The organism is Streptomyces sp. F001 (assembly GCF_004187715.1).
Lineage (GTDB): Bacteria > Actinomycetota > Actinomycetes > Streptomycetales > Streptomycetaceae > Streptomyces > Streptomyces flavusporus.
In genome coordinates, this window is the sequence record NZ_QZWF01000010.1 from 75,428 (window position 1) to 94,649 (window position 19,222).

General features: G+C 70.4%; 17 protein-coding genes and 1 pseudogene. 11 read left to right on the forward strand and 7 right to left on the reverse strand.

Annotated elements, in window-relative coordinates:
- Positions 1 to 111 precede the first annotated feature (111 nt).
- The 4 genes from StrepF001_RS29425 to StrepF001_RS29440 all read left to right on the forward strand — a co-directional run bounded on the left by StrepF001_RS29425 (position 112) and on the right by StrepF001_RS29440 (position 4,135).
- Complete coding sequence (locus tag StrepF001_RS29425) at positions 112 to 381, forward strand: helix-turn-helix transcriptional regulator (RefSeq protein ID WP_240797733.1); 270 nt, start codon at positions 112 to 114, stop codon at positions 379 to 381.
- A gap of 599 nt (positions 382 to 980) precedes the next feature.
- A complete protein-coding gene (locus StrepF001_RS29430) occupies positions 981 to 2,843 on the forward strand; it encodes a Tox-REase-5 domain-containing protein (RefSeq protein ID WP_240797734.1) in 1,863 nt (620 codons plus the stop codon).
- 63 nt (positions 2,844 to 2,906) lie between these two features.
- On the forward strand, positions 2,907 to 3,611 hold the full coding sequence (locus StrepF001_RS29435; RefSeq protein ID WP_129801234.1) for a hypothetical protein: 705 nt from the start codon (positions 2,907 to 2,909) through the stop codon (positions 3,609 to 3,611).
- Positions 3,608 to 4,135, forward strand: coding sequence for a hypothetical protein (locus StrepF001_RS29440; protein WP_129801235.1), 528 nt, complete (start codon positions 3,608 to 3,610; stop codon positions 4,133 to 4,135). Before StrepF001_RS29435 ends, StrepF001_RS29440 begins: the two co-directional genes overlap by 4 nt.
- A 23-nt stretch (positions 4,136 to 4,158) precedes the next feature.
- On the opposite strand, the pseudogene StrepF001_RS29445 reads toward StrepF001_RS29440, so the two are convergent.
- Positions 4,159 to 4,520 (reverse strand): annotated as a pseudogene (locus StrepF001_RS29445) (DUF192 domain-containing protein).
- An 88-nt stretch (positions 4,521 to 4,608) separates the two neighbouring features.
- Complete coding sequence (locus StrepF001_RS29450; protein ID WP_129801236.1) at positions 4,609 to 5,790, reverse strand: DUF418 domain-containing protein; 1,182 nt, start codon at positions 5,788 to 5,790, stop codon at positions 4,609 to 4,611.
- Between the two features lie 165 nt (positions 5,791 to 5,955).
- Between StrepF001_RS29450 and StrepF001_RS29455 the strand changes: the two genes are divergently transcribed.
- From StrepF001_RS29455 to StrepF001_RS29480, 6 genes are all read left to right on the forward strand, one after another.
- On the forward strand, positions 5,956 to 6,828 hold the full coding sequence (locus tag StrepF001_RS29455; protein WP_129801237.1) for an LLM class flavin-dependent oxidoreductase: 873 nt from the start codon (positions 5,956 to 5,958) through the stop codon (positions 6,826 to 6,828).
- Positions 6,829 to 6,919: 91 nt separating this feature from the next.
- Positions 6,920 to 7,726, forward strand: a complete 807-nt coding sequence (locus StrepF001_RS29460) for a class I SAM-dependent methyltransferase (protein ID WP_129801238.1) — start codon at positions 6,920 to 6,922, stop codon at positions 7,724 to 7,726.
- A 510-nt stretch (positions 7,727 to 8,236) separates the two neighbouring features.
- Positions 8,237 to 9,010 (forward strand): isoprenyl transferase, encoded by a 774-nt coding sequence (locus StrepF001_RS29465; protein ID WP_129801239.1) that lies wholly within the window; start codon positions 8,237 to 8,239, stop codon positions 9,008 to 9,010.
- A gap of 314 nt (positions 9,011 to 9,324) precedes the next feature.
- A complete protein-coding gene (locus tag StrepF001_RS29470) occupies positions 9,325 to 10,650 on the forward strand; it encodes a PhoH family protein (RefSeq protein WP_129801240.1) in 1,326 nt (441 codons plus the stop codon).
- A 419-nt stretch (positions 10,651 to 11,069) separates the two neighbouring features.
- Positions 11,070 to 11,774 carry a transglycosylase SLT domain-containing protein gene (locus tag StrepF001_RS29475; RefSeq protein WP_129801241.1) on the forward strand — a complete coding sequence of 235 codons (705 nt, stop codon included), beginning with the start codon at positions 11,070 to 11,072 and terminating at the stop codon, positions 11,772 to 11,774.
- A 125-nt stretch (positions 11,775 to 11,899) separates the two neighbouring features.
- Complete coding sequence (locus StrepF001_RS29480; protein WP_129801242.1) at positions 11,900 to 13,216, forward strand: AI-2E family transporter; 1,317 nt, start codon at positions 11,900 to 11,902, stop codon at positions 13,214 to 13,216.
- Between the two features lie 87 nt (positions 13,217 to 13,303).
- On the opposite strand, the gene StrepF001_RS29485 is transcribed toward StrepF001_RS29480, so the two are convergent.
- Both StrepF001_RS29485 and StrepF001_RS29490 read right to left on the reverse strand, forming a co-directional pair.
- Positions 13,304 to 13,837 (reverse strand): alkyl hydroperoxide reductase, encoded by a 534-nt coding sequence (locus StrepF001_RS29485; RefSeq protein WP_129801243.1) that lies wholly within the window; start codon positions 13,835 to 13,837, stop codon positions 13,304 to 13,306.
- A 5-nt stretch (positions 13,838 to 13,842) separates the two neighbouring features.
- Complete coding sequence (locus tag StrepF001_RS29490) at positions 13,843 to 14,397, reverse strand: peroxiredoxin (protein WP_129801244.1); 555 nt, start codon at positions 14,395 to 14,397, stop codon at positions 13,843 to 13,845.
- 134 nt (positions 14,398 to 14,531) lie between these two features.
- On the opposite strand from StrepF001_RS29490, the gene StrepF001_RS29495 reads away from it, so the two are divergent.
- Positions 14,532 to 15,488 carry a LysR substrate-binding domain-containing protein gene (locus StrepF001_RS29495; RefSeq protein WP_129801245.1) on the forward strand — a complete coding sequence of 319 codons (957 nt, stop codon included), beginning with the start codon at positions 14,532 to 14,534 and terminating at the stop codon, positions 15,486 to 15,488.
- Between the two features lie 124 nt (positions 15,489 to 15,612).
- Here the strand turns inward: StrepF001_RS29495 and StrepF001_RS29500 are convergent, their stop codons facing one another.
- The 3 genes from StrepF001_RS29500 to StrepF001_RS29510 are packed head-to-tail and all read right to left on the reverse strand — an operon-like array spanning position 15,613 to position 19,150.
- Entirely contained in the window at positions 15,613 to 17,943 is a 2,331-nt protein-coding gene (locus tag StrepF001_RS29500; protein ID WP_129801246.1) for an FtsX-like permease family protein, read from the reverse strand.
- Positions 17,940 to 18,629, reverse strand: coding sequence for an ABC transporter ATP-binding protein (locus StrepF001_RS29505; RefSeq protein ID WP_129801247.1), 690 nt, complete (start codon positions 18,627 to 18,629; stop codon positions 17,940 to 17,942). The genes StrepF001_RS29500 and StrepF001_RS29505 overlap by 4 nt, the downstream gene beginning before the upstream one ends.
- Positions 18,626 to 19,150, reverse strand: a complete 525-nt coding sequence (locus StrepF001_RS29510; RefSeq protein WP_129801248.1) for a PadR family transcriptional regulator — start codon at positions 19,148 to 19,150, stop codon at positions 18,626 to 18,628. Before StrepF001_RS29510 ends, StrepF001_RS29505 begins: the two co-directional genes overlap by 4 nt.
- Positions 19,151 to 19,222: the final 72 nt, after the last annotated feature.

The following is a 19,222-nucleotide window of genomic DNA, read 5'->3' on the forward strand; positions in this document are numbered from 1 at the left end:
ATCCGCTCTCGGGCCAGGCAGCACCGGCTACGGCGCCTCTCAGAGCACCTGCACGCCAAGGCCTACCAGCACCAACGGAGAGCCGCCGAGGGGTGCGTCGAGCCTCCGGAGGTGGTCGCGGAGCGTGAGCAGATCCGCTTGGCGTACGAACTGGGACAGCTTGTGTACGACCGGCGTACGGCCCTGGGGCTGACGCAGGCGGCGTTGGGCGAGCGGCTGGGAATGACTGACGAAGAGGTCGAGGCCATCGAGCTGGGCGGCATGCTCCCGATCACCGCGGACCTGTTGGTCAGGCTGGCGGCGGCGCTCGACGTCACGGTGGATCTGCACGTGGCATCCGGTGGGCACAACACAGTGGTGTTCGAGGAGCACGCGGCGTGAACCGAGGAATGGTTTGGGCGTGGATTTGGGCCCTCGGGCCCATGTCCGCAGGTGGCCCCCTCCCTAGCCTCTGGCGGTGAGGCAGGGGCCTGAACGTGCCCCTGCCCGGCCTGAGTTGAGGAGGCGGGGGCATGGCCTCGATCGGGGGAGTGCCGGAGTTCGGGGTGCGGGGCCGTCGGGGCGGGGTGGGCGGCGGGACATGCCCGGGCCGCTGTCGTCGGCTCTTGTGCTCGTTCACGTGCTGTTTGCCGTCACCGTCGTGGGCGGCCTCGGGCTCCTCCTCACGGCGGCCTCCGTGGACGCGGTCGATGGTGCTGCTGGCGCAAGTCGCGTACGCGGCCACGCCCGGGGTGCTCGGGTGGTGGCTGGCCCGGCGTACCTGGGTGGGCGGGGGGTGGGTCTGGGGCGGGCTGATTGCCGTACAGGCGTGGCTGGTTCTGGGCTCCTTGTCCAACCTCACCGACGGGTCGGCCCGGGGGTTCACCCAACTCCTGCTGCCTGTCCTGATTCTGTACTTGCTTACGCGGTCGGAGAGTCGCGACTGGTATCGCCGTTCCGTATCCGATCGGCCTGAACGCCGTCCGTTCTCCCTTGCCCGGATGATCCGCTGGCGCCGCGACGAGGGCCAGACGGCAGTGGAGTACGCGGGGCTGGTCGCGGTCGTCGTCGCGATTGTCACCGCGCTCGTCGTCAGCGGGCTCGGTACGCAGATCCTCACCGGGATTCAGGCTCAGGTGTGCCGGGTGACCGGTACGGCGTGTCCGGCTCCGGAAGGGGGTGGCGATGTCACTGCCGGTGACGGCAACGACGGCGGCACCAATGGCAACGGTGACGGCAACGACGGCAGCACCAATGGCAACGGCGACGGCAACAGCAACGACGGCAACGAGGGCCCGGGCGGCGGGGACGACACCCCGCCCACCGACGACCCCTCCGCCGAGGATCCCGCCCCCAACAGCCCCGACGACCCCTCCGTCATAGACCCCGTCTCCGACGAGGACGAGATCGACGAGCCGCCGTACGAAGACCCCACCACCGGCAGTGAGGACGGGGACGACGACGGCGACGAAGGGTGTTTCTCCGGGTTCGGCGCCTTCTTCGGCTGTGCCGGTGATCAGCTCCAGCAGGTCGGTGAGGGACTCTTCGTCGACGGTATCGGCGGCGACCTGGCCGGGATCTGGAACACGGTCACCAACCCGGTCGACACCTGGAACGGCCTGATGGACTACGGCCGTTCGCTGGGCGAGGAGTGGTGGGACAGCACCGCGGACGCCCGCGAGAAATGGGGCGACGGTGACTACTTCGGCGCGATCCTGGACTGGGGCGGCGCCTCGCTGGGGACCGGCGGCACGGTTCTGTTCGACATGTTCATCGGCGACGACGTCGTCGACCAGTGGAACAGCGGTAACGAGACCCGCGCCGTCACCACCGTCCTGTGGAACGTCGGCTCGCTGTTCATTCCCGGCTACAACGTCGCGAAGGTCGCCGAGAAGGCCGGCGCCCTCGGCAAACTGAGCCGACTCGCCGACAACGCGGCCGAGGCGGCGCAGGACGCGCGGCGGGCCGCCAGGGCGGGCGACCTCGACGCGTTGGAGGACGCGGCGAGGCGGGCCGACGAGGCGGCGGACGAGGCGGAGGAGGCGGCCCGGAGGACGGGCTGCACCATCTCCGCTCCGGTTCGGGACGTCCCGTACGGTACGGCCCCCGGCCTCAGCGGTGACGCCGGTTCCGGCACCACCGTCCTCGCCGCCGCCCCGGCCACCGCCCCCACGGTCTTCCGTGCGGAAGGCGGCTGTGACGAGGAGGCCAGGGAGCAGGCGCGCGAGGCCCGCGAGCAGGAGCGGCAGGCCTACCTGGAACGCAAGCGGGCCGAGGAGCCGGGGCGTGCCCAGCAGGCGCTGGAGAACCGGCGGCAGTGGCCCGAACCCGAGCACGGCGACACCAGCGACCCGCGCAACTACAACCCGCCGGACTGGGCCGACGACCTGAGCACCCGTACCTACGGAGACGCCGACGGCGGCGACGGTTTCTGGGCCAGTCGGGACCGGAACCCCGAGCCCAACTGGCGGAACGAGTCCTGGCTGCGCTACCAGGAGCAGGTCACCGGTACCCAGCGCGGATACGAGTACGTCGTCCCGCATCCCGACCCGGACGTCCCGGACGTCGAGTTCGACGGCTGGGACGCCTCCCGGGGGACGTATCTGGAGGCCAAGAACGGTTACGACAGTTTCCTGACCGCCGATCGGACGGAACTCACCCCGTCCGGCCGCGAACGGCTGCTCACCGAGGCCCGCCGGCAGTCCCAGGCGGCGCAGGGCCGGGGCATTGAGTGGCACTTCTCCAATCCGGAGGTGGCCGACGCGGCGAGGGACGCGTTCGAGGACGCGGGCCTGGACATCGAGGTCGTGCACACCGCGCCGGAGCCGGTCGCCGGCGACCGCAGGCCCGAGGCGTTCAACTGACAGGGCCCACAGGTACCGGCGCCATACAGTGGGGACAGCCGTACGAGGAGGCAGGAGCAGGGCATGCGACGAGTGGTGCGGGGCTTCTGGGGGCCCCGGCAGGAGTCGGTGGAGGAGCTCGCCGGACGCTGGAGCGCGACGTTGGACCGGTTCGCCCAGCTGCTCCCCGAGGCCGGCGCGGAGCGGACGTGGCGGACCGTTCCCGCCTCCGGGCCCTCCGTGGCCGTCCGGTCGGACGAGGCGTCCCTCGTGGGGGCGCTGCGTACGGCGCAGGCGGCCGACGACTGGTCGGCGGCGAACGGCACCTCTCTGCGGCTGCTCGCCGACAGCGCCCCGGGCTGGAAGGTGGAGGTCGCCGGACTGGCGGGCGGCACCCCGGAGTTCCTGCTCCAGTCGCTGGTGGTCACGCTCGTATCTCCCGACGACGCCCAACTCCCCGACGCCGGACTGCTCACGGCGGTCGCCGAGGCGTGGCAGCCGGACTTCGGCGACGTCGGTGACCGGGCCGTGACGGCTGCCCTGAAGAGCCAGGCCGGCTTCAAGATCGGGACACCGTCGGTGGGATGGGTCGGCTTCCTGTCCCCGGGGCGAGCAGCACGGGTTCCCGACGGGTTCGTGGCCGTCCGGAAGGAACTCCCGGACGCCGGTGTGCTGCTGGACATTGCCGCCCCTGGTGACATCGAAGGGGTGGTCGCGGCGTACCAGGCGTTGAAGGAGGCCGGAGCCCTGGAGCCGCTGCCCCGCCCGATGGACAGGGCCGTGCTGTGACCGCCCGCTTCGGGGAGGCCTTCGACACCGCGCAGGCCGTGTCCGCGATCGAGGCGCTCCTGGCCCGCCCCGTACCGGCGGCCGGACCGGTGGTCGGCGAGGACGAGCCGGTCACAGGCGAGTGGGCTCTCACCAGAGGTGAGGGTTTCCTGATCGCCCCGCTCTGGGAGAGCGGCGATTTCACGGGGCTGTACGCGCCCGAGTGGAACGAGGCCGCGGATGCCGCAGAGGCGCATCTGTCATCCCTCGTACGGCAGCTGGACCGCAGGTGGGGGCCTCATCGGAAGGTGAGCATGCGGGTGCCGCTCTTCCGGAAGGTGGCCGGCGAGGCCATGCCACCGCTGTTTCACACGCTGAGCCACAAGGACCTCTTGGGCGATCTGGCGGTGTGGGGAGCGGTGACCGCCGGCCCGGACGCCGATCCGCGCTGGGTCGCGGTCTCGCTCAACCAGTCCGACGGCGACGCCCCTATGATCATGATCGCGGTGGTCGCCGACCGGTCCATCACCGAACTGGAGGAGTAGGCGCGCGACGAACGCCGCGTCGCCTACCCGGCCTCCACCGAAACCCGCGCCCCCACCTGCACCCCCCACTCCGCCATCACCCCGCCTCCGCCTCCAGCACATGCCGGGAGCGGAGCCGCGGCAGACCCAGGCGCCACGGTTTCATCGTGTGGACGGCGATGACGGTGAGGTCGCGGTCGAGGTAGGCGACGTCGATGGGGATGCGCATGCGGAACGTGTGGACGCTGTTGGCGGGGGAGAGGAGGATCGCGCCGTCCAGGGAGTCGCGGCCCAACAGCCCTTTGGTGCGGGCCCGGTAGGACGTCGCGATCTCCAGGGGGACCGCGGTGGGTGTTCCGTCCCCGTGCACGATGAGTTTGCCGCGTCCGTCCCGCCAACGTCCCATGCTCAAGGCCACCTCCGTCGTCCGCACTCCGGGTGTGCGGACCGACCGTATCCGCCGGAGGACGATCCCCACCGGCGGATCGACGATGTCAGCGGCGCAGCGCCCACCGTTGCACCGACTCCAGCGGGCCCTGGGAGAAGCGGCGCAGCCACAGGGTGGAGGCGGTGACGAGGAGCGCGCAGACGGCCGCCCACAGGGTCATCACCCACCACGGCCCCTCGTCCGCGAGCCGCTCGGCCAGGCCGAGGCCGAGGCCGTAGCAGGCCAGCATGCACAGCAGGTTCTGCAGGACGTAGCAGGACAGGGCGGTGCGGCCGACCGACGACAGGCCGTTGGTCAGGGGAGTGGGGAGCCAGCCGCGGTCCAGCACGACACCGATCAGGCCGATGTAGCCGAGGGCGACCACCGGGGCGGCCACATAGCGGCCGAGGAAGAAGAAGTCCTCGCCGCCCAGGGTGAGGGCCGCGTTGAACGGGATGCCCAGGCCCAGACCCCAGACCGCCATCCGGGAACGCAGCCGACGGCCCCGCTCGGTCGTGGTGAGGGCACCGGCGCGGTGGAGGTGGACGCCGAGCAGGAAGAGGAAGACCAGCAGGCCGAAGGAGATGACCGGCTCCATGCGCAGGGAGATGGCGTTCTCCAGGCGGAAGGCGATCTGGTCGAGCCAGCTGCCGTGGGCGTAGAGGTCCACGGTGTCGGCGGAGACCGATGACTCCTCTGAGTCGGAGTCGGAGGCCAGCAGGGCGAGGGTGATCAGCGACATCACGGCCACGTGCAGGCTCACCGACGTCCACAGCACCGCGCGCCGCACCCGCTCGGAGCGGGTCAGCAGCCGGGCGACGAGCAGGGCCGTGACGGCGTACCCCATCAGCACGTCGAAGCCGAAGACGAGGACGAAGTGGAGCGTGCCCTCGGCGAGGAGGAAGAGGGCGCGGGGCCGGTAGCCGCGCGGCCAGGGGGTGCCGCGGCGGGCGGCGGAGCCGTACTGGATGGCCAGGCCCACGCCGAAGAGGATCGTCAGCAGCGCCAGGAACTTCCCGTCGGCGAGAAACCGGAAGAGCGCCTCCGCAGGCTCGCCTAACGGGTCCGCCGTGGCCGCACCCTGCAGGAACGCCCACTCGGAGCCCGGGGTGGCGAAGATCCACACATTCGTCATGAGCGTGCCGAGGATCGCGGCCCCGCGCAGGACGTCCAGCAGCGGCAGCCGGGCCGGCGACGGGGAGGTGCGGGGGGAGGCGGCGTCCACTGACGCGCGCAGGCTGTTCGACATGACACCAGGCTCGCGGAGCGTCGCTGCACAATCTTCGTGCCGCCGGACGAAACCGTCGTACATCCTTCGATGCAGCGCTCGGGGCGTGGATCGGACAACGGTGGGGTGAGCAGTGCGCGGCGCGTGGGGGTGTTGGGGCGGGTGCCGGCTGGATAGGAAGAAGGCATGACCGAACTCGGCGCAGTGTTCCGTCCGCAGCTCCCTCCTGAGCGGCTGCGTGCCCTTGCCCGTCTCGCCGACGAGACGGGGCTCGACGAGCTGTGGCTGTGGGAGGACTGTTTCCGTGAGGGCGGCATCTCCACGGCCGCGGCCGCTCTCGCCTGGACCGAACGGGTACGGGTGGGTGTCGGCCTGCTGCCCGTGCCGCTGCGGAACGTCGCCATCACCGCGATGGAGGCCGCCTCGCTGCACCGAATGTTCCCGGGCCGCGCGATCCTCGGCGTCGGACACGGGGTGCAGGACTGGATGGGGCAGGTCGGGGCACGCGTGGAGTCACCGGTGACGTTGCTGCGCGAGCATCTCCTCGCGCTGCGGGCCCTGTTGAGCGGGGAGCGGCTCACCACCGAGGGCCGGTACGTCATGCTCGACGACGTCGCCCTCGACTGGCCGCCTGAGGCCCCGGTCGAGGTGCTCGCCGGCGCCACCGGCCCGCGTACGCTACGGCTCTCCGGCGAGGCGGCGGACGGCACGATCCTCACCGCGGCCACACCGCCCGAGGGCGTACGCCGGGCGCGCCAACTCGTCGACGAGGGCCGCAAGTCGGCCGACCGCACCGACCCGCACCGCATCGTCGTCTACCTCCTCACCGCCACCGGCCCCGACGCCACCGCCCGGCTGCGCGCCGAACTCACCGCCGAAGGTCTCGCCTCCGTGCCCGACCTCGGTGTCGCCGGTGACGCGGCCACCGTTGCCGATGCTGTCCGACGCCTCGGTGCGGCCGGCGCCGACTCGGTGATCCTCCAGCCGACGGCCGACGAACCCGACCCCGAGGGCTTCCTGCGCTTCACTGCGCGGGAGGTGCGGCCTCTGGTCCCGTAGGGTCGCGGCGCGGGCACGGGCGTGGCAGGCGAGGATCTGCTGCCGGGAAAATCAGCAGCAGCCACTGACAACGCTCTGCCACGATCAGTGCATGGATCCCGACCGGCGCACCTTCGAGGAACTCGTCGCCGAAGGGGCCTTTGTCCCCACCGAGGGCTGGGACTTCTCCTGGTTCGAGGGCCGGGCCACGGAGGAGCGGCCCGTGTGGCGGTACGCGGAGTCGATGACCGGGCGCCTGGGCCGTGCGAGGGCCGCTCTCGACCTCCAGACCGGCGGAGGCGAGGTCCTCGACTTCGCCCTCGGCGTGGCCCCGCACCAGCCCCGCCTCACGGTCGCGACGGAGGGCTGGCCGCCGAACGTCGCCAAGGCCACCGCCCTGCTCCGCCCCCGCGGCGTCGCGGTCGTCGCGGCACCCGAGGACGCGCCGCTGCCCTTCGCGGACGCCACCTTCGACCTCGTCGTCAGCCGCCACCCCGTACGGCCGCACTGGGCCGAGATCGCCCGCGTCCTGGAGCCCGGCGGCACGTACTTCGCCCAGCACGTCGGCCCGAGCAGCTGCTACGAACTCGTCGAGTACTTCCTCGGACCCCAGCCGGAGGCCAACCGCAACGCCCGCCACCCCGACCACGAACGCGCCGGCGCCGAGGCCGCCGGCCTGGAGATCGCCGATCTGCGCGCGCAGCGGCTGCGGATGGAGTTCCACGACATCGCCGCCGTCGTCCACTTCCTGCGGAAGGTGATCTGGATGGTCCCGGACTTCACCGTGGAGGCCTACGAGGACAAGCTCCGCGCCCTGCACGAACGCATCCGCACCGAGGGCCCCTTCGTCGCCCACAGCACCCGCCACCTCTTCGACGCCCGCAAGACGGTCACGCAGGGGACGCCAGGCAGGCACTAGGCCGGATCCGGCCCTCCCCTGCAGGTCACAGGGTTTTCACATCGTTATCGTCAGCCCCTGGATTCACACCGACATCTTCACGTAAGTTCAGACCAAGGTAATTCGCGTGAGCAAAGCCGCGCGGGTCGCACCGCGCAGTGGAGGGGGCTGCGCGGTGCCCTGTACGTCAAGCCTCCATAGGGCCGTTCGCCCATCAGGGGGATGCCCGGGATTCGGCCATGAGTCGGCTGTGAACCCCCTGTGAGCCGCACATTCCGCGGCTACCGGCGCGTTGCCGGGCGATTTCGGAGAGTAGTTATTGCGCGCCGATGCACGCAGCATCCCTTACGAAGGGTTATGGTGGAAACCCCCCCTCGGGCCGGTCCGTCTCCCCCCCCCACGGACCGGCCCGTTTTTTCTCCGCATGAGGGTTGCCCCACAAGCGCGGCGCACCCTCAAACCCTGCCGAAGCCCCACAGGGGTAGGCTTCGCCCGCGGGGACCGCCACCGTACGGAGGGGCTGACAATCACGTGAACCTGCGCGACAAGCTGCGCGGCCTGCTGGTCAGGCTGTACGCACGCCGGGTGGAAGGCCACCTGGACCACGCTCAGGTGCCCAAGCACATCGGCGTCATCATGGACGGCAACCGGCGCTGGGCGAAGGCCGCGGGCTCCACCACTGTTCACGGTCACCGGGCCGGCGCGGAGAAGATCGAGGAGTTCCTCGGCTGGTGCTCCGAGACGGACGTCGAGGTCGTCACCCTCTGGCTGCTGTCGACGGACAACTTCGACCGCCCCCAGGAGGAGCTCGTCCCGCTGCTCGGGATCATCGAGGACGTCGTGCGCACTCTCGCCGCCGACGGCCGCTGGCGCGTCCACCACGTGGGCACCCTCGATCTGCTGCCGCAGCAGATGCAGACCACGCTCAAGGAGGCCGAGGAGGCCACGGCGCACGTCGACGGGATACTCGTCAACGTCGCCATCGGCTACGGCGGCCGCCAGGAGATCGCCGACGCCGTCCGTTCGATGCTGCTGGACGCCGCCGACAAGGGCAGGTCCATCGAGGACGTCGCCGAGGCCGTCGACGTCGACATGATCGGACGGCACCTCTACACGGGTGCCCAGCCCGACCCCGATCTGGTGATCCGCACCAGCGGTGAGCAGCGGCTGTCCGGATTCATGCTCTGGCAGACGGCCCACTCGGAGTACTACTTCTGTGAGGTCTTCTGGCCGGCCTTCCGCAAGGTCGACTTCCTGCGCGCCCTGCGTGACTACGCGGCCCGCCACCGCCGTTACGGCGGCTGACGGACGAACCCCCGCAGCAGCGGACGTACCCCGCTTCACGAGGAGTTCACCGGGACGCCGTCATATGCCGTGGCATGGCAGCGCATGTTCGAGGGCATAAGGCAATCAGGTCGACACCCGAACCACGGGTGTCGGATCTCAGCGGGCGGCACGGGGCCGTCCGCCCGGGAGGCCCCTTGCACCAGCCCGATCGTGCGGTCACAGCACGGACGAAGCAACGTGAGGGCCGGTTCTCGGCCCGTGCATCGGAGCCGTCGACCGGTCCAGATCGTCTCCGTCGCTCCCCGACCTCATCCGAGGGGGTACGTCCTTCCGTGGTGACCAGCACAAAGCGCCACAAGCCAGACCGGCGCACCTATGTTCTCGACACCAGCGTCCTGCTGGCCGACCCGAACGCCCTGAACCGCTTCGACGAGCACGAGGTCGTGCTCCCCGTCGTCGTGGTCACGGAGCTGGAGGCCAAGCGGCACCATCCCGAACTCGGGTACTTCGCCCGGCAGGCACTGCGCCTGCTCGACGACTTCCGGGTGCGGTACGGCCGTCTCGACGCCCCCATCCCGATCGGGGACCTCGGCGGCACCCTGCGTGTCGAGCTCAACCACTCGGACCCCAGCGTGCTGCCCACCGGCTACCGCCTGGGGGACAACGACTCCCGCATCCTCGCGGTCGCCCGCAACCTGCAGGCCGAGGGGTTCGACGTCACCGTCGTGTCGAAGGACCTCCCGCTCAGGATCAAGGCGTCGTCGGTCGGCCTCCTCGCCGAGGAGTACCGCGCGGAGCTGGCCATCACGGACGCCTCCGGCTGGACCGGAATGTCCGAACTGACCCTGCCCGGCGAGCAGGTGGACATCCTCTTCGAGGAAGGCCACGTCTACGTCCCCGAGGCCGCCGACCTGCCCGTCCACACCGGTCTGACCATCCAGTCCGAGCGCGGCAAGGCACTCGGCCGGGTGACCCCGGAGGGCAACGTCCGGGTGGTGCGCGGCGACCGGGAGGCGTTCGGGATCAAGGGGCGCAGTGCCGAGCAGCGCATCGCGCTGGATCTGCTGCTCGACCCGGACATCGGGATCGTGTCGATGGGCGGCCGGGCCGGCACCGGCAAGTCGGCGCTGGCACTGTGCGCGGGTCTGGAGGCGGTCCTGGAGCGCCGTCAGCACGAGAAGATCATGGTCTTCCGCCCGCTGTACGCGGTGGGCGGGCAGGAGCTCGGTTATCTGCCCGGCAGCGAGGCCGAGAAGATGAGCCCCTGGGCGCAGGCGGTCTTCGACACGCTGTCCGCGGTCACCAGCCGCGAGGTCATCGAAGAGGTCACGGCGCGCGGGATGCTGGAGGTGCTGCCGCTCACGCACATCCGCGGACGGTCGCTGCACGACGCGTTCGTGATCGTGGACGAGGCGCAGTCGCTGGAACGGAACGTACTGCTGACCGTTCTGTCCCGAATCGGTGCTAATTCACGGGTCGTTCTGACCCATGACGTGGCACAGCGGGACAATCTGCGCGTGGGGCGGTACGACGGTGTCGTCGCCGTCGTCGAGAAACTGAAGGGGCATCCGCTCTTCGCGCATGTCACGCTGACGCGGTCCGAGAGGTCCCAGATCGCGGCGCTTGTGACCGAAATGCTGGAAGACGGGCAGATCTGACCCTCGCGCCCCATCTCGGGGCGGTTACGCGGTAGTTGGCGCCGTCCGGCAAAGGCTGAGAGCCTAGTCGGGCGGCGCCTTCGTGCGTCACGGTTTCTCAAAAATCCCAGGGCCAAACGGGATGTGAGCTTTCACACGCAACTCAGAATTGCCACCCGCCGTCCGGTTACGGCAGAGTCTCACTCCTGTCAGGCCCCGCATACGACACACCTGTACCCCCAGCGGTACGGCACAACAGAAGCAACACCGCTAACTCCATAGCTCCGTCGTATGCCGCCCGAGCACCATGCGGCGCTCCCCTGCGGGGAGTTGCCCACCGGGCCCGCGCCTCCCGTGACCCGCAGTTGGGGAGGCCAGTGCCAGGGGCACGATTGCGTCCGCCAGGGTCACCGAAGCGGGCGATGCTGGAAGGAAACCGTGTGAGCCGGATTTCGGTCCGGGGATTCGCAGTGGCCTCCGCCACCGCGGTCACCGCAGTCGGAAGCGTCGTCGGCGTTGCCTCGGGCAGCACCGCGCAGAACAACGACGCCGAGGCGGCGGCAACCGACCTGACGCTCCTCGCGGACATACCCGCGGGCCAGCAGGCCCAGGTGCAGACCGCGTCCCTGACGCAGCAGGCCGACGTGCAGGCCATCGCCGCCGACGCGAGCGCCAAGAAGGACGCCGAGGAGGCGGCCCGCAAGGCGGCCGCCGAGACCGCGATCGCGAAGAAGGAAGCCGCCGAGAAGGCAGAGAAGGCGGCCCAGGAAGCCAAGGAGCGCGAGGAGGCGGAGCAGGCGGCCAGCCGCGACGCCGCCCGGGACGCGTCCGACTTCGCCGTCCAGAGCTCGTACACCATCGCCGAGATCCAGTCGATGGCGGCCTCGATGGTGCCGAGCGGGCAGTTCCAGTGCTTCAGCAACATCGTGGACCACGAGTCCGACTGGAACTACCGGGCGGTCAACCCCTCTTCCGGTGCCTACGGCCTCTTCCAGGCGCTGCCCGGTTCCAAGATGTCCTCCGTCGGTTCCGACTGGCAGACCAACCCGGCCACCCAGATCAAGTGGGGCCTCAACTACATGAACGAGCGCTACGGCAGTCCCTGCGACGCCTGGGCGTTCTGGCAGGCCAACAACTGGTACTGAGCCGACCCCCGCTCAACTTTTCCGAGCCCCTCACCGTCCTTCGGTGAGGGGCTTCGGCCATGTACGGTCTGAAGGGACGACTCCAGGGGGGAGCGGTGGGGACAGACGGGGAAAAGGGACGGATCATGTCGCGAGTGCCACAGTGGCTGAGCCGGCTCGGAACCCGGCTGGCAGACATGGGCCAGCGGTGGGAGGAACGCCGGGCCGAGGCGGAGAAGAAGCACGCCGAGCCCGAGCCCGAGCCGGCGGCCGCCGCGCAGGCGTCCGTACCCGCCGAGGGCGCCGCCGCGCCGACGGTCGTCCGGCCCGATCCGGCGCAGGCCGTGCCGTGGGGTGTGCGGGTCGCCGCGGAGGCCGGGTGGCGGCTGCTGGTGCTGGCGGGCACGCTGTGGGTGCTGATGCGGGTCATCAGTGCCGTACAGCTGCTGGTGCTGGCCTTTGTCGCGGCGCTGTTCATCACTGCTCTGCTGCAGCCGACGGTGGCGCGGTTGCGGCGGTACGGGGTGCCGCGCGGGCCGGCCACGGTGCTCACCGCGATCCTCGGCTTCGTCGTCATGGGGCTCATCGGCTGGTTCGTGACCTGGCAGGTCATGGAGAACATCGACAACCTCTCCGACCAGATCCAGGACGGCATCGACGACTTGCGCCGGTGGCTGCTCGCCAGCCCCTTCCACGTCACCGACAAGCAGATCAACGACATCGCCGAGAACCTGCGGGAGGCGGTCGGGGCGAACACCGAACAGATCACGTCCGCAGGGCTGGAGGGCGTGACGGTCGTCGTCGAGGCGTTGACCGGGATCCTGCTCGCGGTCTTCTCGACGCTGTTCCTCCTCTACGACGGGCCGCGCATCTGGCAGTGGACGCTGAAGCTGGTGCCGGCGGCAGCGCGGTCGGGAGTCGCCGGGGCGGGACCTCGGGCTTGGCGGACCTTGACGGCGTATGTGCGCGGCACGGTGGTGGTGGCGCTGATCGACGCGATCTTCATCGGCCTGGGGATCTACTTCCTGGACGTCCCGATGGCCGTGCCGCTCGCCGTGTTGATCTTCCTCGGCGCCTTCGTCCCGCTGGTGGGTGCGGTGGTGTCCGGGGCGCTGGCGGTCGTGGTCGCGCTGGTGACGCAGGGCGTCTTCACGGGCGTGATGACGCTGGCCGTCGTCCTCGCGGTCCAGCAGATCGAGGGGCACATCCTGCAGCCGTTCATTCTGGGGCGGGCGGTGCGGGTGCATCCGCTGGCCGTGGTGCTGTCCGTCACGGCCGGGGGCTTGGTGGCCGGGATCGGCGGCGCGGTGGTGGCGGTGCCGTTGGTGGCGGTGACCAACACGGTGGTCGGCTATCTGCGGTCGTACTCCCAGGAGGCGCTACGGAACTCCCCTCAGCCGCACGGCGCGACGGCGACGTCCATCGCTCCCTCGCCGCCCAATCCCCCGTCGGACGCGCACTGACCGTCTCCGCAAGGCTCCCGCGGCAACGGACAGGGCCCCGCCCACCACAAAGGTGAACGGGGCCCGCACGCGGGGAGTCTGGTCCGGCTACTCGGCCAGGACCGCCTCGGCGTCCAGCGTGACGCCGACCGCCTGGACGACGGAGGCGATCTTGAAGGCCTCCTGGATGACCTCGCGGTCGATGCCGGCCTTGCGCAGGACCTGCTCGTGCGAGTCGAGGCACATGCCGCAGCCGTTGATGGCGGAGACGGCGAAGGACCACAGCTCGAAGTCGACCTTGTCGACACCGGGGTTGCCGATGACGTTCATCCGGAGGCCGGCGCGCAGGGTGCCGTACTCGTGGTCGGACAGCAGGTGGCGCGTGCGGTAGAAGACGTTGTTCATCGCCATGACCGCGGCCGCCGCCTTCGCCGCCGTGTACGCCTCGGGCGACAGGTTCGCCTTGGCCTCCGGCTCCAGCTCGCGCAGGACGATGGGGGAGCGGGAGGCGATGGCGGTCGCCAGCACCGTGCCCCACAGCTGCTGCGCCGGCAGCTCGGAGTTGCCGATGACCGAGCCCAGGTTGAGCTTCAGGTCCTTGGCGTAGTCCGGAATCGAGGACTTCAGGGAGTCGAGGGACATGTCAGTCACTCACCGGCCAGCAGCTTGACCGGGTCCAGGGTCTCGTCGCCCTTGCTCCAGTTGCACGGGCACAGCTCGTCCGTCTGGAGGGCGTCGAGGACCCGCAGGACCTCCTTGGGGTTACGGCCGACCGAGCCGGCGGTCACCATCGAGAACTGGATCTCGTTGTTCTGGTCGACGATGAAGACGGCCCGCTTGGCGAAGCCCTCCTCGTCCTCGATGCCGAGGTCGCGCATCAGCTCGTGCTTGGAGTCGGCCATCATCGGGAACGGCAGGTCACGCAGGTCGTCGTGGTCCTTGCGCCAGGCGTGGTGCACGAACTCGGAGTCACCGGAGAAGCCGAGGACCTGGGCGTCGCGGTCGGCGAACTCCTCGTTCAGCTTGCCGAAGGCCGCGATCTCGGTCGGGCACACGAAGGTGAAGTCCTTGGGCCACGCGAAGATCACCTTCCACTTGCCCTCGTAGGTCTTGTGGTTGATCTTCTCGAACTCCCGGCCCTGCTCCAGCGAGACGCAGGCAGTCAGTTCGAACTGGGGGAACTTGTCACCGACAGTGAGCACTAGCTCTCCTTGCAGCGAAGAAACACCCATTGTGTGGGCGTTTCCCATGGGGTTGGACGTTGGTGATCGTGGCACAACGCGCATTGATTACGGAAATAGCTACACTCGGTCGGGTTGATCGGAGGGAGCTATCAGTGACTGTCGGTAACGTGAGTAAGAGGCGACAGCCCAGTCTTGCCCAGCTGCGTGCCTTCGCCGCCGTGGCCGAGCATCTGCACTTCCGTGACGCCGCCGCCGCGATCGGCATGAGCCAGCCCGCCCTCTCCGGCGCCGTCTCCGCCCTGGAGGAGGTCCTCGGTGTCACCCTCCTCGAGCGTACGACCCGCAAGGTGCTGCTCTCGCCCGCCGGCGAGCGGCTGGCCGTACGGGCGAAGGCGGTGCTGAGTGAGGTGGGGGCCCTGATGGAGGAGGCCGAGGCGGTGCGGGCGCCCTTCACCGGGGCCCTGCGGCTGGGCGTCATTCCGACCGTCGCGCCCTATCTCCTGCCGACCGTGCTGAGGCTGGTGCACGACCGCTATCCCGACCTCGACCTCCAGGTGCACGAGGAGCAGACCGCCAATCTCCTCGAGGGACTCACCTCGGGCCGGCTGGACCTGCTGCTGCTCGCCGTGCCCCTCGGGGTGCCGGGAGTGTCGGAACTGCCCCTGTTCGACGAGGACTTCGTGCTCGTCACGCCGCTGGACCACTGGCTCGGCGGGCGGGAGGGGATTCCGCGCGAGGCGCTCAGAGAGCTCAATCTGCTGCTGCTCGACGAGGGGCACTGCCTGCGCGACCAGGCCCTCGACATCTGCCGGGAGGCGGGGCGTGAGGATGCGCCCGTCACCACCACGGCCGCCGGGCTGTCCACCCTCGTCCAGCTCGTCGCCGGTGGGCTCGGGTGCACCCTGCTGCCGCGTACCGCCGTCAAGGTCGAGACGAGCCGCAGCAACCAGCTCCTCACCGGCTACTTCGCCGACCCCGCGCCGACCCGGCGCATCGCCCTGGCCATGCGCACCGGTGCGGCGCGCGGCGGTGAGTACGAGGAGCTGGCGGCCGCACTGCGCAAGGCGTTGCGGCCGCTGCCCGTACGGGTGGTGGAGGGGGGCGACTGACTCGGTTGGTGCGGGCCCCCGGGTGTCAGGTGCAGCGCGCGAGGCGGATGCGAGAGTTTGGCGGCCGCACTGCGTCAGGCACTGCGGCCGCTGCCCGTACAGGTGGGGGACGGCGCCCACTGAGTCACTCGGTGCGCAGGCCCTCCGGGCGCATCAGCCGCAGCAGCGGCGGCAGGCTGAGCAGCGTCACCAGCAGGACCACGCCCGCGCCGATGCCGGTCATGGCCAGCACGCTCGCCCAGTCGATGCTCACCGGGGTGGCCGTCATCTTCAGCAGTACCGCGCCCAGGGTGAGGCCCACCACGGAGGCCAGGGTCAGGCCGAGCACGATCGGGATCGCCGTCTGCCACAGCACCGACAGGCTCAGCGTGCGGCGCCGGGTGCCGAAGGCGACCAGGGCGGACAGCAGCTTCCTGCGCTCGCGGAGCTGTTCCAACTGGGAGACCAGCAGACTCGCGCCGATGAGGGCCAGGACGCAGGTGGCGCCGACGAGCAGGCCGGTGCGGATGCTCTCGTAGCGGTCGGAGCGCTGGCTGGACACCCACAGCATGGGCTCGGCGAACGGATCGACGGCCGCCGCCGTGTTGCGTACCAGGTCGCGTACGTCCGGCACGGACTCGTCGAGGCGGAGATAGACCTGGCCGGTCAGGCTCTCCAGGGCCGCCGCGGGCAGCGCCTTCGGGGTGACGAGGAGGCCGCCGCGCTCGCCCCCGGTCATGTCCAGGGCCGCCTTCGCCCGCTTCACGGCCGGCAGGGTCCAGGCGGTCTCCGCGCCCTTCGGGCTGTCCTCGTACGTGGGGTCGAAGTACACCGTCCGGCCGGGCTTGGCCATGGTGTCCGTGTCGGTGTCGTATTCCGCGCCCGACACGGCGAACACGTCACCGTCACGGCAGGACGGCAGCTTCGCCACCTCCCGCAGCGAGGCGCAGTCGCCCACGGTCACCATGGTGCTGAGCTCGGGATCCGAGCGCCGCTCGCCCAGATAGCCCTCCGAGTACGCGTACACCCTGCGCACCCCCTCGGTCCGCCGGAACTCCTCCGCGGCCTCGGTGAGCGGCATGCCCTCCGGTACGGACACCTGCATCTGGATCCGCGAGACGTCCTGGTCGGACTCGACGGTGAAGTCGTCCTCCACACCGGCGAACAGCATCTGCAGCGCGATCGCGCCGGCCACGGCCACCGCGATGCCGTTGACCGTGCGGGCCGCCGTACCGCTGCTCAACTGGAGCCTGCGGACGGCCAGTTGCCAGGACACCGAGCCCGCGCCGAGCCGGGCGACGACCGCCTCGACGATCCAGGGCAGCAGCGCGGTGACGCCGATGAGCAGCAGCATCACACCGCCGACGACCAGGTACTGGTTGAAATCGCCGCCGTCGCCGCCCTGGCCGATCATCGGGGCCAGCATCGCGAGGCCGGCCAGCGGCAGCAGCAGCCGCCACCACAGCCGGCGGCGGCGCTGCTTCGCCGTGCGGACCACGCCGAGCGGCTCGATCACCACACCGCGCAGGGCGAACAGGGTGACCAGGACGGCCGCCGCCGGGACCGCGAGAGCGACCAGTGCGGCAAGCGCGGGAGAGGGGTTGAGGTAGCTGGGGAACACGCTGACCTCGAACACCTCGGCCGAGCCCGCGATCTCACGGCCGATCAGGAAGAAACCGGTACCGAAGACCAGGCCCAGCACGGACCCGGCGAGTGCCTCGCCCGCCGCGACCCGGCGGGTCATATGACGGTCGGAGCCCACCAGCCGCAGCGCCGCGAGCCGCCGGTCGCGCCCCTCCCCGCCGAACCGTACGGCCGCGGCGACGAAGACACCCACCGGCATCAGCAGCACCACGAAGACGACCAGGATCAGCAGGAGCAGGACGGGGTCCCAGGGCTCGGACGTGCCCGGAATCTCCTCCCCGAACCGTTCGATCCGCGCGACCCGGCCGCCGTCGAGCTTCGACGCGAGCCCCTCGCCGCCCCGGTAGAAGGCGAGTTCGTGAGAGCCGACCAGACCGGGCTCGGCGATGGTGCCGACGATCCGGTCGGGCAGCCGCTCGCGCAGCAGCGCCCCGTCCGCCGACGTCAGCAGGTCCTTCAGCGCGGGGGACACGACCATCTCGCCCGCCGCCGGGAACTGAGCCACCCCCGGCGGCAGCGGAGCCTTCGCACCCTCCGGCTCCAGTTCGCGGCCGCGGATGTCGTCGTCGCGGTACGTCGTGCCGACGTTGGCGATGAGCAGGGTGGCGTCCGTCTTCGGCGGCGTCGTGTCGCTGAACGTGAAGTCGGTGCGCGCCTGTTCGCGCTGGTCCCGGGCGGTCAGCGCGCTCGGCAGCGCGGTGGTGAGCAGCAGCAGCGCCACGCCGAGCCCGACGCCGACCGCCGTGAGCACCGCCCGCACCCAGCCGCCCCGCCCGGTGAACGCGAACCCGACGCCCATGGCCAGATCCCTGGACCACTGACGGAGCCTCATACGACGCGCTCCATGTCCCGGGACTTCCCGTCCCGTACGACGATCTCGCGGTCGGAGTAGGCGGCGACCCGCGCCTCGTGCGTGACCAGGACGACGGCCGCGTTGGTGGAGCGGGCCGCATCCGTCAGCAGCTCCATCACGCGCTCGCCGTTGAGGGAGTCCAGCGCGCCGGTCGGCTCGTCGGCGAACAGCACCCGCGGACCGGTGGCCAGCGCCCGCGCCACGGCGACCCGCTGCCCCTGACCGCCGGAGACCTCACCGGGCCGTTTCTTGCCTATGCCGTCGACCTCCAGGCGCTCCATCCAGGACAGCGCCGTACGCTCGGCGGCCTTGCGGGACGTGCCGTTCAGCCGCAGCGGCAGGGCCACGTTCTCGACACAGGTGAGTTCGGGCACGAGCTGGCCGAACTGGAAGACGAACCCGAACTCCGAGCGCCGCAGCGCGCTGCGCTCGGCGTCGCTCATCGTGGCCATCTCCCGGCCGTCGTAGCGGATCGAGCCCTCGTCGGGCGTGACGATCCCGGCGAGGCAGTGCAGCAGCGTCGACTTGCCGGAGCCGGAGGGGCCCATCACGGCGACGACCTCGCCGGGGTGGATGGAGAACTCGGCGCCGTCGAGAGCGGTCGTGGGACCGTACGTCTTGCGCAGCCCTTCGGCCACGAGCAGGGAACCGTAGGGAGCGGTCACTTGGCCACCGCCTCCGCGAGCTTGTCGAGGCGCGCGGCGGTCAGTTCCAGCCAGCGCAGGTCGGCCTCGAGGTGGAACAGGGCGTGGTCGCAGATCAGCTGGTCGGCGAGGTCGCCCTTGCGCTTGCGGTCGGTGAGGATCCGCATCATCCGCAGGTGCTCGGAGCGCTGGGTGTCGAGGATCTCGGCGGCGTCGCGCCGGGTGAGCAGCGCGAGGACGACCTTGGTGTAGAGGGTCGACTGAAGGTACGGCTCGGGCTTCTCCGGCGTCGCGAGCCACCGTTCGACGTCGGTGATCCCGGCGTCGGTGATGGCGTACCGCTTCCGCTCGGGCCCGCCGCCCGGTTCGATTCCGTCGACTTCGACGAGCCCGTGCTTCAGCAGGCGGGACATCGTCGAGTAGACCTGGCCGTAATGCAGCGGCCGGTCCTGACCGAACTTCTCGTCGAAGGCCCGCTTGAGGTCGTAGCCGTGGCGGGGGCCCGACTCCAGGAGCCCTAGGAGGGTGTGACCGATGGACATGCCAAGGACTCTACACGGGGTGTATACGTCGCATGTATACGCCGGGTGTGCAGGTCATGGCGGGGTGTACGG

What these genes read in the sequence shown, in the direction of transcription:
- StrepF001_RS29430 (WP_240797734.1), top strand. Translation starts at nt 981, where the DNA reads ATGATCCGCTGGCGCCGCGACGAGGGCCAGACGGCAGTGGAGTACGCG.
- StrepF001_RS29435 (WP_129801234.1), top strand. Translation starts at nt 2,907, where the DNA reads ATGCGACGAGTGGTGCGGGGCTTCTGGGGGCCCCGGCAGGAGTCGGTG.
- StrepF001_RS29450 (WP_129801236.1), bottom strand. Translation starts at nt 5,790, where the DNA reads ATGTCGAACAGCCTGCGCGCGTCAGTGGACGCCGCCTCCCCCCGCACC.
- StrepF001_RS29455 (WP_129801237.1), top strand. Translation starts at nt 5,956, where the DNA reads ATGACCGAACTCGGCGCAGTGTTCCGTCCGCAGCTCCCTCCTGAGCGG.
- StrepF001_RS29460 (WP_129801238.1), top strand. Translation starts at nt 6,920, where the DNA reads ATGGATCCCGACCGGCGCACCTTCGAGGAACTCGTCGCCGAAGGGGCC.
- StrepF001_RS29480 (WP_129801242.1), top strand. Translation starts at nt 11,900, where the DNA reads ATGTCGCGAGTGCCACAGTGGCTGAGCCGGCTCGGAACCCGGCTGGCA.
- StrepF001_RS29485 (WP_129801243.1), bottom strand. Translation starts at nt 13,837, where the DNA reads ATGTCCCTCGACTCCCTGAAGTCCTCGATTCCGGACTACGCCAAGGAC.
- StrepF001_RS29500 (WP_129801246.1), bottom strand. Translation starts at nt 17,943, where the DNA reads ATGAGGCTCCGTCAGTGGTCCAGGGATCTGGCCATGGGCGTCGGGTTC.
- StrepF001_RS29510 (WP_129801248.1), bottom strand. Translation starts at nt 19,150, where the DNA reads ATGTCCATCGGTCACACCCTCCTAGGGCTCCTGGAGTCGGGCCCCCGC.